General features: G+C 69.7%; 13 protein-coding genes. 6 read left to right on the forward strand and 7 right to left on the reverse strand.

Annotation, left to right across the window (positions count from 1 at the left end; all coding sequences use genetic code 11):
* On the reverse strand, positions 1-1,677 hold the full coding sequence (locus JQX13_RS24390) for a leucine-rich repeat domain-containing protein (protein ID WP_239015103.1): 1,677 nt from the start codon (positions 1,675-1,677) through the stop codon (positions 1-3).
* A gap of 189 nt (positions 1,678-1,866) precedes the next feature.
* Positions 1,867-2,298 carry a universal stress protein gene (locus tag JQX13_RS24395; protein WP_203411318.1) on the reverse strand — a complete coding sequence of 144 codons (432 nt, stop codon included), beginning with the start codon at positions 2,296-2,298 and terminating at the stop codon, positions 1,867-1,869.
* Positions 2,299-2,554: 256 nt separating this feature from the next.
* On the opposite strand from JQX13_RS24395, the gene JQX13_RS24400 reads away from it, so the two are divergent.
* The 3 genes from JQX13_RS24400 to JQX13_RS24410 are packed head-to-tail and all read left to right on the forward strand — an operon-like array spanning position 2,555 to position 5,998.
* A complete protein-coding gene (locus JQX13_RS24400; protein WP_203411319.1) occupies positions 2,555-3,271 on the forward strand; it encodes an RNA polymerase sigma factor in 717 nt (238 codons plus the stop codon).
* A 28-nt stretch (positions 3,272-3,299) separates the two neighbouring features.
* Complete coding sequence (locus JQX13_RS24405; protein ID WP_203411320.1) at positions 3,300-5,387, forward strand: serine/threonine protein kinase; 2,088 nt, start codon at positions 3,300-3,302, stop codon at positions 5,385-5,387.
* Positions 5,388-5,440: 53 nt separating this feature from the next.
* The gene (locus JQX13_RS24410; RefSeq protein ID WP_203411321.1) at positions 5,441-5,998 is read left to right on the forward strand and encodes a hypothetical protein; all 558 of its coding nucleotides are present in this window, start codon (positions 5,441-5,443) and stop codon (positions 5,996-5,998) included.
* Positions 5,999-6,186: 188 nt separating this feature from the next.
* On the opposite strand, the gene JQX13_RS24415 is transcribed toward JQX13_RS24410, so the two are convergent.
* The 4 genes from JQX13_RS24415 to JQX13_RS24430 form a co-directional block, all read right to left on the reverse strand.
* Positions 6,187-7,386: an ABC transporter substrate-binding protein gene (locus JQX13_RS24415; RefSeq protein ID WP_203411322.1), complete on the reverse strand. Its 1,200-nt coding sequence runs from the start codon at positions 7,384-7,386 to the stop codon at positions 6,187-6,189.
* A 76-nt stretch (positions 7,387-7,462) separates the two neighbouring features.
* Positions 7,463-8,254 (reverse strand): class I SAM-dependent methyltransferase, encoded by a 792-nt coding sequence (locus JQX13_RS24420; protein WP_203411323.1) that lies wholly within the window; start codon positions 8,252-8,254, stop codon positions 7,463-7,465.
* Between the two features lie 109 nt (positions 8,255-8,363).
* Complete coding sequence (locus JQX13_RS24425; protein WP_203412189.1) at positions 8,364-8,930, reverse strand: regulatory protein RecX; 567 nt, start codon at positions 8,928-8,930, stop codon at positions 8,364-8,366.
* A gap of 101 nt (positions 8,931-9,031) precedes the next feature.
* On the reverse strand, positions 9,032-9,649 hold the full coding sequence (locus JQX13_RS24430) for a TetR/AcrR family transcriptional regulator (RefSeq protein ID WP_203411324.1): 618 nt from the start codon (positions 9,647-9,649) through the stop codon (positions 9,032-9,034).
* 141 nt (positions 9,650-9,790) lie between these two features.
* On the opposite strand from JQX13_RS24430, the gene fabF reads away from it, so the two are divergent.
* From fabF to JQX13_RS24445, 3 genes are all read left to right on the forward strand, one after another.
* Complete coding sequence (gene fabF, locus JQX13_RS24435; RefSeq protein ID WP_203411325.1) at positions 9,791-11,032, forward strand: beta-ketoacyl-ACP synthase II; 1,242 nt, start codon at positions 9,791-9,793, stop codon at positions 11,030-11,032.
* Positions 11,033-11,115: 83 nt separating this feature from the next.
* Complete coding sequence (locus JQX13_RS24440; protein ID WP_239015104.1) at positions 11,116-12,273, forward strand: MFS transporter; 1,158 nt, start codon at positions 11,116-11,118, stop codon at positions 12,271-12,273.
* A gap of 210 nt (positions 12,274-12,483) precedes the next feature.
* Complete coding sequence (locus JQX13_RS24445; RefSeq protein WP_239015105.1) at positions 12,484-13,272, forward strand: phytanoyl-CoA dioxygenase family protein; 789 nt, start codon at positions 12,484-12,486, stop codon at positions 13,270-13,272.
* Positions 13,273-13,288: 16 nt separating this feature from the next.
* Here JQX13_RS24445 and JQX13_RS24450 read toward each other — a convergent pair whose 3' ends face one another.
* Entirely contained in the window at positions 13,289-14,326 is a 1,038-nt protein-coding gene (locus tag JQX13_RS24450; RefSeq protein WP_203411327.1) for a Gfo/Idh/MocA family protein, read from the reverse strand.

Genomic DNA, 14,326 nt, shown 5'->3' on the forward strand with positions numbered 1-14,326 from the left:
TCAGGGTGAGGGACGCAGGAGCCGGATGCCGTGCTCCTGCTCCAGCCGGGTCTGCGCCTCGGAGGACACCTGGGTGAGGCGCAGGTCGAGCTCTCGCAGCAGTGGGAGCCGGATGAGCTCGGCCACACCCGCGTCCGTGACCGGGGCGCGCGTCAGGTACAGGGTCCGCAGTGAGCGGGGCAGGTGCGGGAGGCTCGCGTCCGTCACGCGGGTGCTCGCCAGGCTCAGCCAGGTGAGCCGGCCGAGTCTCGCGAGCGCCCGCACGCCCGTGTCATCCACCCGCGTGCCGCCCAGGTCCAGGGACGTGAGGAGCGGCAGCCCGTCGAGCGCGGAGAGCCCCGGGCCGGCGATGGCCGAGGAGCGCACGGAGAGCGTCTCCAACTCCCGCAGCGCGGCGAGGTGCGCCAGCCCCGCGTCCGTCACCTGCGTCTTCACGAGTTGCAGCGTTCGAAGGTGTGGGAAGGAGGCGAGCGCGGTCAGCCACTCATCCGTGAGTCGGGTGCGGCTCAGGTCGAGGTGACGCAGGGCCTCGCGCGAGCCGAGCCGGCGCAGGCCCCCGGCGCCGAGAGGCGTATCGCTGAGGTCCAGTCGGGCCAGCACGCGCAGGGGCGCGAGTGCCTCCAGTGAGGTGTCATCCAGCTCCAGCCCCGCGAGGCCGAGCTCCTCCAGCAGCTCGAAGCCTCCGACGACGCGCAGCCCGGCCCCGGTGACGGCCGTGTGCGACAGGTCCATCTGGCGTAGACCTCGGAGGGCCGCGAGGCGCTGGAGCCCGGCATCGGAGAGGGCCGTGCCGTCGAGCTGGAGCACCTGGAGATTCTCGAGCCCGGAGAGCCATCGCAGCCCGATACCTCCCACACGCGTCTTGCTGAGCACCAGGGCCCGCAGCGAGGAGAGTCCGGCGAGGTGCTCGAGCCCCTTGTCCGACACCCGCGTGTTTCCGAGGTGGAGCGCCGTCAGGGCGCGCAGCCCGGCCACGTGGACCAGTCCCGCGTCGGAGGTGGCGGTCCTCGCCAGACCGAGCTCCTCCAGCGCCGTCATCCGGCGGAGCGCGGAGAGCCCCGTGTCGGTGACATCGCTTCCACTGACGATGAGCGTACGCAGGTGCGTGCCGGGAAGCAGCGCGAGCACGCTGTCATCGGACATGGTGTCGGAGAGGTCGAGCCACTCCAGTTGCGGACGCTCGGCGAGGAAGTCGAGTCCCGGAGGACCGACGGCCGTGCTCCCGAGCCCGAGCCGGCGCAGCCCGGTGAGGCTGGCGAGGGGCGGCAGGCCTCGGAGTGACACGGCGGTCTCGTTCAGCAGCAGCTCGGTGAGGCGGGTCCTTCCCTCCAGGTGGACGAGCCCCTTGTTCGTCACCAGGGTGCGCTCGAGGTGGAGGGACTCCAGCGTCTCCAGCCCGCGGAGGGCGGCGAGGTGCGCATCCGTGAAGGCCGTGTCCGTCAGGTAGAGGGTGGTGAGCCGGGTGCCCTCGACGAGCCGGGCGAGGAGGGTCGGCTCGGGGAGTCCCACTTCGCCGAAAGCAAGGCCCGGCACCTGGTACTCCCTGAGCACCGCGGCCAGCGCGAGCGCCTCCGCCTCGGTGCGGACGGGCGCCAGGGGCGTGACGTACCAGGGGCCCTCCGGGAGCGGCTCGGAGTGCGCGGGGGCGGGAGGCAACACGCCCCACTCGGAGCTCACTCCCCCCGGACCTGGCCGATGGACCCTGAGGAGGGCACGAGGCTCTTCGGGGGCGGAGACCGCCGGAGGAGGGGCGGGCGGGGGACGGGGCGACGTCGCACAGGCTGCCAGGAGGAGGAGAACGAGGAGCCGGGCCATGCCGCGCAGCCTACCCCGGGCCCACGCTCATCCCCTCGGAAGAGTCCGGAGTCAGTGCACCACGGTGACGGGGCGGCCGGCGTGCTGGACCACGCGGTCGCTGACGGAGCCGAGCAGCCACTTGCCGCCCGGGTTGAGGCCACGCGCGCCCACGACGATGTGGTCCGCGCCGAGCTTGTCGGCCATGGCGACGATGGTGTCCGCCGGGCGGCCAATCTCCACCACCTTCTCCACCTGGGCCTTGGGCAGATCGGCGGCCACCTCATCCAGCATGCGCCGCACGGCTTCCATCTCCTCCGGGGTGCGCTGGGGCCCGGAGATGAGCTCCGAGTCCAGGAAGCCCAGGTTGAGGACCCGGGGCGGTTCGAGGACGAAGAGAAGGGTGATGCGCGCCTGCGTCTGCTGCGCCAGGTCGTGGGCGAAGCGCGCGGCCTTGCGCGAGGTCTCCGAGCCATCGATGGCGACGAGGATGTGTTTGAGCACGTCCGCTCCTCCTTGAGACGAGAATCGGGGCCGCGGCCCCATACGGTCAGGGTGGGTGGGGAGCGTCGAGGGCACAAGCCGGGACCCCGCCTGGACCCCTGACGATATGGCATGGGCTCGCCCATCCGCCTACCCAACAGGAGGCGAGGCCTGCCTTTTCGCATCGGCCTGCCCCGCCAGCGCCGTGACCCGGGCTTTACATTCCGCTCGGGAATGTCACCGATCATCGGGAGCCGTGACGGGTAGTTTTGGAGGCGTGGAGCCCCTTCCGCAGCGGTTCGCGACCACCCGTTGGAGCCTGATCCTCGCCGCCGGCACGGGCCACGCGCCCGAGGCCCGGGAAGCACTGGCGACGTTGTGCGGACTCTACTGGTATCCGCTCTATGCCTTCGTCCGCCGCCGCGGTCACACGGCCGAGGAGGCTCGAGACCTGACGCAGGGCTTCTTCGCGCGGCTGTTGGAGCGCGACGACCTCGCCACCCTGGATCCCCGGCGAGGCCGCTTCCGTGCGTGGTTGCTCACCGCGCTCAAGCACTACCTGTCCAACGAGAGGGATCGCCTCCAGGCCGTCAAGCGGGGTGGAGGCGAGTCGTTGCTCTCCATCGACGGAGAGGAGGCCGAGAGCACCTATGGCCTGGAACCCTCGCACGACCTCACGCCCGAGCGGCTCTTCGAGCGCCGCTGGGCCCTGGCGCTGTTGCAGCGGGTGACGGCCCTGCTGCGCGCCGAGTGGGTCCAGGCCGGCAGGGAGTCGCTCTTCGAGAAGCTGAAGGGCTGCCTCATGGACAGGACGGAGAGCTCCTACCAGCACATCGCCCACGACGTGGGGATGAGCGAGGGCGCGGTGAAGGTGGCGGCGCATCGGATGCGCTCCCGCTTCCGCGAGCTGCTGCGCGGCGAGATCGCCCAGACGGTGGAGCACCCCCACGAGATCGACGGCGAGCTGCGGCACCTGCTCGCGGCGCTGGGGTGAAGCCGTGTCCTCCTGCTCCGGGTGCGGAATGGATCTCTCGAGCGGTGCTCCCGAGGGGCTGTGCCCCCGGTGCCTGCTCTCCGGACTCCTGGAGGATGACGGGCCGGAGCCCGACCCCTCCGAGCCCTTTCCTCTTCCGGGTGAACGCGGCCCCGTGCGCTTCGGCGAGTACGAGCTCCTCGAGCGCATCGCCCGGGGTGGGATGGGGGTCGTCTACAAGGCGCGGCAGGTGCGCATCAACCGCCGGGTCGCCCTGAAGATGATCGTCGACGGCGAGCTGGCCACCGAGCAGGAGCTCTACCGTTTCCGCGCCGAGGCCGAGGCCGCCGCGTTGCTCGAGCATCCCCACATCGTCCCCATCTACGAGGTGGGTGTGCACGAGGGCCGCCACTACTTCACGATGAAGTTGATGGAAGGCGGGAGCCTGGCCGATCACCTGGAGCTGCTGGGGAGCTCACCGAGGCGCGCGGCGGAGCTCGTCGCGGCCGTGGCCCGGGCGGTTCACTTCGGCCACCAGCACGGCATCCTCCACCGTGACCTGAAGCCAGCGAACATCCTGCTGGACGCGGACGGGAAGCCGCACGTGGGAGACTTCGGAGTCGCGCGGCACCTGGAGAAGGAAGGGGGCCTCACCCAGACGGGGATGGTGATTGGAACGCCGGCCTACATGGCGCCGGAGCAGGCCGCGGGACGCATCCGGGAGCTCACCACGGCCGCGGACGTGTACAGCCTGGGCGCCATCCTCTACGAGCTGCTGACGGGCCGGCCGCCCTTCGTGGCGGACACGGCGACGGCCATCCTCCGGCAGGTCGCGGAGGCCGAGCCCGTGGCGCCGAGCGCGCTCGGCGTCCAGGTGGACCGGGATCTGGAGACCCTCTGTCTCAAGTGCCTGGAGAAGGAGCCGGGCCGCCGCTTCGGCTCGGCGGAGGAGCTGGCGCGGGAGCTGGAGCGCTGGTTGAACGGCGAGCCCATCCAGGCGAGGCGAAGCGGCCGTGCGGCTCGCGCGTGGCGGTGGTGCCGGCGGCACCCCCTGGTGGCGGGCGGCCTGGCCACGGGCATGTGGTTCCTGCTCGTGATGACGGTGGTGTCGCTCTCCATCGCGCGAACGCAGGAGCTGGAGCGGCGCCAGGAGGTGTTGAGGGCCAATGCCTACGCCGCGCGGACGGTGGCGGGCACGGTGCTCTTCCAGTTGCAGGAGTATGGCCAGGCCGTCGAGCGGGTCGCGGCGGATGGCTGGCTGCGCGAGGTGTTGAAGCGCGGAGATCCGGAGGCCCTGCGGCTCTTCGTCCGGACGACGCATGACATCCACGATGATCCGCGCAATGGGCTGCGGGTCGCGGGTGGACCGTCGCCCTTCGAGGGCTGGCTCCTCCTGGACGCGGCGGGCCTCGCGCGGGCCCACTGGCCGGCGCCTCCCGAGGGCTTCCTCGGCAAGGACTTCGAGTGGAGGGACTTCTTCCAGGGCGCGGCGCAACTGGCGCGCAAGGGCCGGCACGCGTCGTACGTCTCGCGTGTGTTCCAGTCGGAGGTGGATGGCCAGTACCGCTTCGCCCTCTCCGCGCCCGTCTATGACGAGAACGGCCAGTGGCTCGGCGTCGTGGCGGCCATGGTGGGCACGGGCTCCATGCTGGGCGCGTTGCGGCTGACGGACACGGATGTGGAGGAGCGCACCACCGTGCTCGTGGCGCCCCGGGACCATGAGCAGGGACAACCTCCCCTGTCCGAACCGGAGACCTCCATCATCATCGTCCACGAGGCGCTCGCACATGGAGCGATCAGCGCGCTCGATGCCACCGCCGCGCGCCGTGTCGAGGAGGTGCTGCGGCAGGCCCCCCGGCATGGCCCGCAGCAACTCCGGCTCCCGGGGACGGGTCCGCTCGCGGCCTACGAGGACCATCGGGATCCGCTGATTGGCGGCGCGAGCCCGTGGCTGGCGGCGTTCGCGCCCGTGGGCCGCACGGGATTCGTGACCGTCGTCCAGACACGGGACGATGCCGCCTCCGCGCCGCTTCGGAAACTCGCCACGCGGCTGGCGTTGTGGGGAGGCGTTCCCTTTCTTCTCGGGGTGGCGGCGATGCTGGGGCTCGCGACGAAATCGTTACGTGCCCGGGCGTAACCTTTCGCGAGTCTTTATTCATGGAGAGGGCGAACCCCTACCGAGGTCTCGCCTTGCGCCAACTCGCACAGATGTCCGCTCTCCTCCTGCTCCTGGGTCTCTGCTCCTGCGGAGATCCGCGACAGGACTTCGTCGGTTCCTTTGATGTGCAGGGCCGCCTTTCCCTTTCCGACGGCAACTACCAGGAAACGGCACTCGTCGACGTCCCCATGGTGGTCGTGGCCGATGCCTTCGACTCCGACAAGCTCTACCTGGACTTCGACTGTGGCCTGGTCGGAACGATCGAGGACCACACCTCCTTTTCCCTTGATAGGAAGAAGTGCCCCTCGGACTTCGTTGATGGCTGCGAGCTCACCTGGACGTTCAGGGAGGGCGAGGGAACGAAGACGGAGGGCGACCCGACGCTCGCACTCCGGTTCAGCGGGGACATCAAGGTCAGTTGTTCCGGGGACTCGCCCAGGATGTACTCCTTCACGTTCACTCTGACGGCGACACAGGACGAGTCCGTGTCGAAGAGCTCGCGACAGGAGGAGCGAACCCAGTCGATTCGTACGGCCCTGGAGCAGGCGGCACTCTCGAGCTTCCGGAGAGGCGCCTCCTCCACCCGGTAAGCGCGGCACTCCCGGCTTCAATACGGAGGCAGCAGCCGCCGGAAGCCGTGCGCCAGCAGGATGCCGAGCACGGCCAGGTTGCGAGGAATGAGCCCTGGCCAGAAGAGGGGGAGGGGACCTGGAGTCGCGAGGTCCCCGCCTATCCCCTCTCCCCCTGGGAGAGGGTCGGGGTGAGGGTATTTCGCTTTCTACGGCTTCACGGTGGTGACGAACTTCGTCTTCCCACCCTCGACCTGGAGGATGACGGCCTCCTTCACCGCGTCGCGGTTCTCGTCGAGGTTGATGGTGCCGGCCACGCCCGGGAAGTTCTGGGTCGCGGCCAGCGCGTCGCGGATGGCCTTGCCCGACAGGTCCGGCGCGCGCGTCATCGCGTCGATGGCGAGCTGCGCGGCGTCATAGGCGAGGGCCGCCACGCTGTCCGGCACGGCGCCGTAGGCCGCCTTGTACTTCTTGATGAACTCCTGCACGCGGGGATCCGGGTTGTCCACCGAGTAGTGGTTGGCGTAGTAGCTGCCCTCGATGGCGGCACCGCCCAGCTCGAACAGCTTGTCGGACTCCCAGCCATCTCCGCCGAGCAGCGGCACCATCAGCCCCAGCTCGCGCGCCTGCCGGGCGATGATGCCCACGTCGGTGTAGTACCCGGGGACGAAGAGGGCCTGCGGCTTCATCTTCTTGATGGCGGTGAGCTGCGCGCGGAAGTCCGTGTCGCCCTTGGAGTAGCTCTCGGTGGCCACGATGGTGCCGCCCATCTCGGAGAACTTGCGGTTGAAGACGTCCGTGAGGCCCACCGAGTACGCGCTCTTGTTGTCCTGCAGCACCGCCACCTGGTTCAGCTTCAGGTTGTCGCGGGCGAACTTCGCCATCACGAAGCCCTGGAAGGGATCGATGAAGCAGACGCGGAAGATGTAGTCGCCCTTCTGGGTGACGGCGGGATTGGTGGACGAGGGGGTGATCATGGGCACCCCGGCCGCCTGGGCCTTGTCCGCCATGGCCATGGAGTTGGACGAGGCGGCCTCGCCCAGGATGACCGCCACCTTGTCCTGGGTGATGAGGCGCGTGGCCGCCTGGGCGGCCTCCTCGGGCCTGCCCTGGCTGTCATAGACGCGCACGGCCAGCTTCTTGCCCTTCACTCCACCCGCGGCGTTGGCCTCCTGGACGGCCATGGCGATGCCATTGCGCGCGGAGACGCCGAAAGTGGCCTCGCTGCCGGTGAGGCTGCCCACCTGCCCGAGCAGGAGGGTGTCCGCGCCCGCCGGGGTCTCTCCGGTGGAAGCCGCGGCCGGCGTGGAGGGGGACGCGGAAGAGGGCGCGGGGGGAGCCTTCTTCTCACAGGCGGCCACCAGCACGGTGAGCGCGGCGAGGAGCAAGGGGATGACGGGACGACGCATGGGGGCTTCCTCCAGAAACAAAGGCGCCCGCCTTCTACCTCACTCCGGCGCTCCTGGCATGCCGGGGGGGGAGTCGTCATTTCTCCGCGGAGACCACTGCGCAACCGAAGGAGAAGAAGGGGTTGCGCACGTCCTGGAAGCCCGCCTCGCGCAGCCAGGCCACATGCTCCTCCACGGACGAGGGCTGATCTCCATCCGCGTCGAACCCGGCCTGCAGGTCCCTCATCACCTGGGGGAGCGTCAGACCCGGCGAGCTCCGCCGCAGCCCCGAGAGGCACCGCGCCGCGAGCACGGCATGGTAGTCGCGCCGGAGCCGTGTCGGCCCTGGCCCGCTTCCTGGCGGTAGCATCTTGTCCCCCACCACCAGCAGTCCGCCCGGCTCCAGGAGGCGGTACAGCACCCGGAACAGCGCGGCCTTCCCGGCTCCATCGAGGTGGTGGATGGCATAGCTCGACACGATGCAGTCGAAGCGGCGCGCGCCCAGACGCTCCTCGAGCGCGGTGAACGCCCCCTGCTCGGTGCGGAACCGCACGCCCCTGTGCGCACCCAGCTTGCTTTCGGCCACCGCCATCATGTGCGGAGAGGCGTCGAACCCCACCCACTCCAGGGGCGGGTCCTCCGAGGACCACGCGTCCTCCAGGAGCGCCGTGGCGAGCCGGAGGGAGAGGTTGCCGGTTCCGATGCCCAGGTCGAGCACCGAGCGGATGCGCCGAGGGTGGGCCGGGTCCTCCCTGCGGCCGTAGCGCACTTCCATGACCATGGCCTCGAGCGACTCGGGGTAGGCCCAGAAGAGCGTCCGGGCCATCTGGTCATAGTTCTGGGCGGTCACCGGACCGTAGTGGTCCACGATGGCCTGACGGAGATTCATGGTGGGTTCCTCTCTCAGGGCCTTTGTTCCACCATGCTCCCCCTTCATGGATGTGCCTGGCCAGGAGCCCCCGCTCGGTATTGCAAGGTGCGTGACGAACGCCCCAGAGCTACTCGGCGGCGCCGTCGATGATCTTCTTCGCCATGGCGAACGGGAAGCCCGCGCGCGCCATGGCGGCCAGATCCCTCTGCCGGTTGTCCTGCCGGGTGCTCGGGTCGCGCCGGAAGGGCCCCAGACGCTTCTTGCGTGCCCAGATGCGCGCCGCGGCGTCCTCGGACACCTCCGCCGTCGCCTGGGCCACCTTCTGCGCGACGACCTCCGTGGAGACGCCCTTGAGCTTGAGCTTCTGGGCGATCACCCGCGCGCTGCGGCCCGAGGCGCGCAATGAATGCGCCTTCGTCTCGGCGTAGGCCTGATCGTTGATGAGCCCGTTGCGCACCAGCTTGTCCACGAGCGCGTCCACCCAGCCGAGCGCCTCGGTGCGCTCGCCGCCATGGACACGCAGGGAGCGATCCACCTTGCGCAGCAGCACCTTCTTGAGCTGGCTCACCGTCGCCGAGTAGCGCTTCAGGTAGTGCAGCGCGGCGTTCTCCAGGTAGCGCGGAGACACCTTGCGGGGCTGCTTCTTGCGTGGCTCCCGGGGCTTGCCCCCGGCTTCATCCCTCGACTCGTCCATCACGGACGGTATGTAACATCCGGCTCCGACCTGGAGGGTGCTGTTCGCCTGACTGCCTGGGGAGCTACCCGCCGCTGCAACCCTGGGAGGATTCGCCGCGCTCAGCGCGACTTCTTCCTGGGCGCGGACACCTGGGGCTCCGTTCCGCCCTCCGCGAGCAGCAGGGCGCGCGCGGCCTCGAGGAACTCATCCGACAGGGGATGGGAGGACGTGGCCCTCGCCAGCGTCATCGTCCCGAAGCACAGCGCCAGCGTGCCCAGCGCCCGTTGCCGTGCCGTCACCCCGGCCTCCGCCGGCACGCGCGCGACCGCCTCCGCGACCAGCACCTCCAGCTCTTCCGCCAACGCCGCCTGGGCCTCCGGCGATGCCCGCGTCAGGTCCGACAGCACGGAGGGCATGAGGCAGCCGCTCTCCAGGTTGTCCCGGTTCTGGCGGCTCAGGTAGCGGCGCACGAAGTGGCTCAGCCACTCGCGGCCCCTCAGGTCCTCCAGCCCCCCGAGCCACCGCGGCCCCGTCTTCCTCATGAACGCGCGCACGGACTCTGCGAGCAGCGTGTCCTTCGAGGCGAAGTGGACATAGAAGCCGCCCACCGTCAGCCCCGCCGCCTTCATCACCCGCTCCACGCTCGCGCCCGCGAAGCCCTCCCGGCGGAAGAGGGACTCCGCCGCCGCGAGGATGCGCTCATGTGTGGCCTGCTTGTGTCCGGGTCCGTACCTCATCGTCCCTCCAGCGGTGGTGGCGATGATATGATAGATATCATTCAATCCGGCTTATGGCTCGGGTCCACCGACGATTGACCGGTTTGAATGATGATCATAATACCATCATCCATTCAAGGAAGCCGTCGAGGGGAGCTGACCATGGAGACGCGGCGTGTCGTGGTGACCGGGCTCGGGCTCATCAGCCCGTGTGGCACCGGGGTGGAGAAGAGCTGGGCGGCGTTGGTGAACGGGCGCGGTGGCGTGGGGCCCATCACCTTGTTCGACGCGAGCCGGCTCGATTGCCGCATCGCCGCCGAGGTGAAGGACTTCCAGCCCGAGGACTTCATCGACAAGCGCGAGGCGCGGCGCATGGACCGCTTCGCGCAGTTCGCCGTGGCCGCCGCGGACATGGCCCTGGCGGACTCGGGCCTGTCCATCACCGAGTCCAACGCCGAGCGCGTGGCCTGCGTCATCGGCTCGGGTATCGGAGGCATCACCAGCCTGGAGGAAACCTACCGCCGCGCGCTGGAGAAGGGCCCGGACCGCATCAGCCCGTTCTTCATCCTCCAGATGATCATCAACCTGGCGCCCGGGTACGTGACGATGCGCCACGGAATCAAGGGCCCCTCGTGGTCCACCAACTCCGCGTGTGCCACCAGCGCCCATGCCATTGGCGAGGCGATGCGCGGCATCCAGCGTGGAGAGTTCGACGCGGCGGTGGCCGGCGGCGCCGAGGCTCCCATCACCCTCCTGGGCGTGGGGGGCTTCGCGGCGATGAAGGCCCTCTCCACGCGCAACGACAACCCCCAGGCCGCCAGCCGCCCCTTCGACGTGGACCGCGACGGCTTCGTCATCGCCGAGGGCGCCGGCATGGTGGTGCTGGAGGAGTACACGCACGCCCGGGCCCGGGGGGCGCGCATCCTCGCGGAGGTCGCCGGCTACGGTGCCAGCTCCGACGCGCACCACGTCACGGCCCCCGCTCCCGAGCACGAGGGCGCCCAGCGTGCCATGCGCGCCGCCCTGGCCGACGCGCGACTCCTGCCCGCGGACATCGGCTACCTCAATGCACACGGCACCTCGACGGACCTCGGTGACGTGCTGGAGATGGAGGGTGTGGCCCGTGTCTTTGGCGAGGCCGCGCGCACGCTCGCGATCTCCTCCACCAAGTCCATGACGGGCCACATGAACGGCGCGGCCGGCGCCGCCGAGGCCGTCATCAGCATCCTCGCCCTGACCCGCGGCGTGCTCCCACCCACCATCAACCTGGAGCGCCAGGATCCGCGCATCCCGCTCGACTGCGTGCCCAACGTGGCCCGCGAGAAGCGCGTGGACGCGGTCATGTCCAACTCGTTCGGCTTCGGTGGCACCAACGTGTCGCTCGTCTTCCGCCGCGCACTTTAGTCCACACCCGTCCAAGGGCGACGGGGGCTGACGGCGCGGGGTGGTTGCTTTCCCGCGCGCATCGTGTCACGCCAGGGGCAGAGATGATTCTCCAGGGTACGGAAACGGGTTACCCGCGCCACGTCCACCGCATGGCAGCCGGCGCGTTGTTCTTCCTCCAGGGCGTGTGTTTCGCGAGCTGGGCCTCGCGCATCCCGAGCATCCAGCAGCGCCTGGGCCTCAGCGAGGCGGCGCTGGGGCTCGTGCTGCTGGCACTGCCCGCGGGCTCGATGATCGCCCTGCCGTTCTCTGGCTTGTGGGTGGCCCGTAAGGGCAGCGCGCTGGTGGCGCTCACGGCGCTGGTCTTCTATGGAATGGCGCTCGTGGGGCTGGGCCTGGCGGAGTCGCTCCCAGCGCTGCTCACGGTGCTGTTCGTGTTTGGCTTCACGGGCAACGTGGTGAACATCTCCGTGAACACGCAGGCGGTGGGCGTCGAGGCGCTCTACGGGCGCTCGGTGATGGCGTCCTTCCATGGGCTGTGGAGCCTCGCGGGCTTCGTCGCCGCGGGAGTGGGCGCGGGGATGATCGGCGCGGGCGTGCCTCCGCTGCCCCACTTCCTGGGCATGGCGCTGTTCATGCTGGCGGTGCTCGCCGCGTGCTCGCGCTTCCTGCTCTCGGACGCGTCCAGCGCGTCCACCGGGGGGAGGCGGGTGTTCGTGATGCCGGACCGGGAGTTGCTGGGCCTGGGCGTCATGGCCTTCTGCTGCATGATCTGCGAGGGCGCCATGTTCGACTGGAGCGGGGTGTACTTCCAGCGGGTGGTGGGCGCGGAGACGGACTGGGTGGGCTCGGGTTACGCGGCGTTCATGGCGATGATGGCGTCCGGGCGCTTCCTCGCGGACGGGCTCACGCGCCGGTTCGGCTTGCGGCGGGTATTCCAGGTGAGCGGCCTGCTCATCACGCTGGGGCTCATGCTGGCGGTGATGCTGCCGCGTCTGTCCACGGCGATCGTGGGCTTCATGCTCGTGGGCCTGGGCGTGTCGAGCGTGGTGCCGCTCGTGTATGGGGCGGCGGGCAGATCGCGCACGATGTCCGCGGGAGTGGCCCTGGCGGCGGTGTCCTCCATCGGCTTCCTGGGCTTCCTGATAGGTCCTCCGCTCATTGGCCTGGTGGCGGGCGTGGCGAGCCTGCGCGGCTCGTTCACCCTCATCGCCATGCTGGGCCTGGGCGTGGCGGTGCTGGGCAGCCGCAGAGCGGCCTGACCCTCCTCATTTCCTGATTTCGTCGTCCAAGGAGGCCGGCTCGGGGGCTGGCCATCGCAGGCTCGTCTGGTGTACGGGCTGACTCCGAAGCCTGGGCCGTTGTGCGTGGTTGTTGTGGGTATGGGATACAACGGACAGGAACTTCAGACGTCGGTGGGAATGCCGAGGACCTTGGCTATCCCGCGGTCACAGTATGACATCGCGTCCATCATGAGCGGCATCTATGGGGACGGCGTCATTGGCCTGAAGGGCGCCTTCGATCGCGGCTGGGTGCAGCGGCTGGGCGAGGACATCGAGACCTTGTTCCAGGAGGCGAACAAGCGGCCGGGCGGGGCGCTCGGGCGCGGCCCCAATCGCTACTACGTCGAGATCCATCCGGAGCGGCTCCGGGGCTTCGTCGACCTCGTCACGCACCCATGGGTGGTGGCGGTATGCGAGGCGATCCTTGGCCCCGAGTACAAGGTCGTGGAGCTCGGCTTCGACATTCCGTTCCCTGGCGCCCAGAACCAGCCCTGGCACCGTGACTTCCCCATTCCGGAGGAGACGCTGAAGGGCCGGCGCCTGAACTCCCTGGCGTTCAATCTCACCACCGTGGATGTCACCGAGGACATGGGCCCCTTCGAGTTCGCGCCCGGTACGCAGTGGGACGACTCGCCCGAGTTCGAGAACGGGATGTTCCCTCCCAAGTCGTTCTATCCCCGGTATCTGGAGCGCGCCCAGCGCCGGATGCCGAAGATGGGTGACATCTCGGCGCGCTCCGCCCTCACCATCCACCGGGGCACGGCCAATCACTCGGACAAGTCCCGGCCGACCCTCGTCCTCGGCGTTGACGCGCCGGATGCCCGCAACGCGGAGCGGCACGACCTGCAGATCAGCCGGGGGTACTTCGAGACGCTGCCCGAGCAGGTGATCCGGCACCTGACCTACCGTGTGGTCGATCAGCTGGAGGACATCGAGCAGGCGCACACCATCGAAGGCCTGAAGATGGCGGACTCCTGAGCTCCTCGCCCCGGGCTCACGGCGCGCCGCCGACCTGGCGTCGCGCCGCGTCGATCGTCTCGAGCACCGCGATGGTGCGCTCGAGCGGATGCAGCGGCGACTCCTCGAGGCCGTCCGCGATGTGCTGGGCGGCCGCTGTCGCCTGGTAGGCAAGGCCCTCGCCCCCGCGCAGGGCGGAAGGGTCGGCCCAGCGCAGCCGCGCATCCGACGTGTGGGAGATCAGCGTGAAGCCGCCGGGGGCGATGAACCGCGTCTCCACCTGGATGCGTGCGAGCGCTCCGCTGATGGCCGCCTCGTTGGGCGTGTGGGCGAAGAGCGTCGTATGCACGAGCGCCTGCGCGCCCATGGCGTTGGTCAGTACGAGGGCGGTCTGTCCATCGACCCCCGTCCTGGCGAGCTCACCCGTCGCGAGCACCCGCGTGGGCGTGCCGAGCACGAAGTGCGCGAACCAGATGGGATAGACCGCGAGGTCCAGCAGGGCACCGCCTCCGAGCGCGGGGTTGAAGATGCGCCCCTCGGGGTCGAAGTCGAAACGGACCCCGAAGTCCGCGGTGACGAGACGGATGTCTCCGAGTACGCCGTCCCGCAGCAGCCGGTCGATGAGGACCGTCTGCGGGAGGAAGCGGGTCCACATCGCTTCCATGGCGAACACCCCCGCGGCGCGAGCGGCGTCGGCGATCTCTCGCGCCTCGGCGGCGTTGAGCGCCATGGGTTTCTCCACCAGCACGTGCTTGCCCGCGGCGATGGCGAGAAGGGCCTGCCGCTTGTGCTCGCTGTGCGGCGACGCCACGTAGACGATGTCGATGCTGGGATCCTCGACGAGCTGCGTATAGGAGCCGTAGGCGCGCGGGATGGCGTACGCCGCCGCGAAGCTCCGCGCACGCTCGGGATCGCGAGAGGCCACGGCGTGCACGCGCTGGTCGGTGTTGTGGTGGAGTGTCCGGACGAACTCCCCCGCGATACGCCCGGGTGCGAGCACCCCCCACCGCAGCACGGGCCCTCCACGCAGCGGGGTGATGTCGGGCTCGGGCAGGGCAGAAGGAAAGGTCTTCAC

It is taken from the genome of Archangium violaceum (assembly GCF_016859125.1).
In the GTDB taxonomy this organism is placed as follows: domain Bacteria; phylum Myxococcota; class Myxococcia; order Myxococcales; family Myxococcaceae; genus Archangium; species Archangium violaceum_A.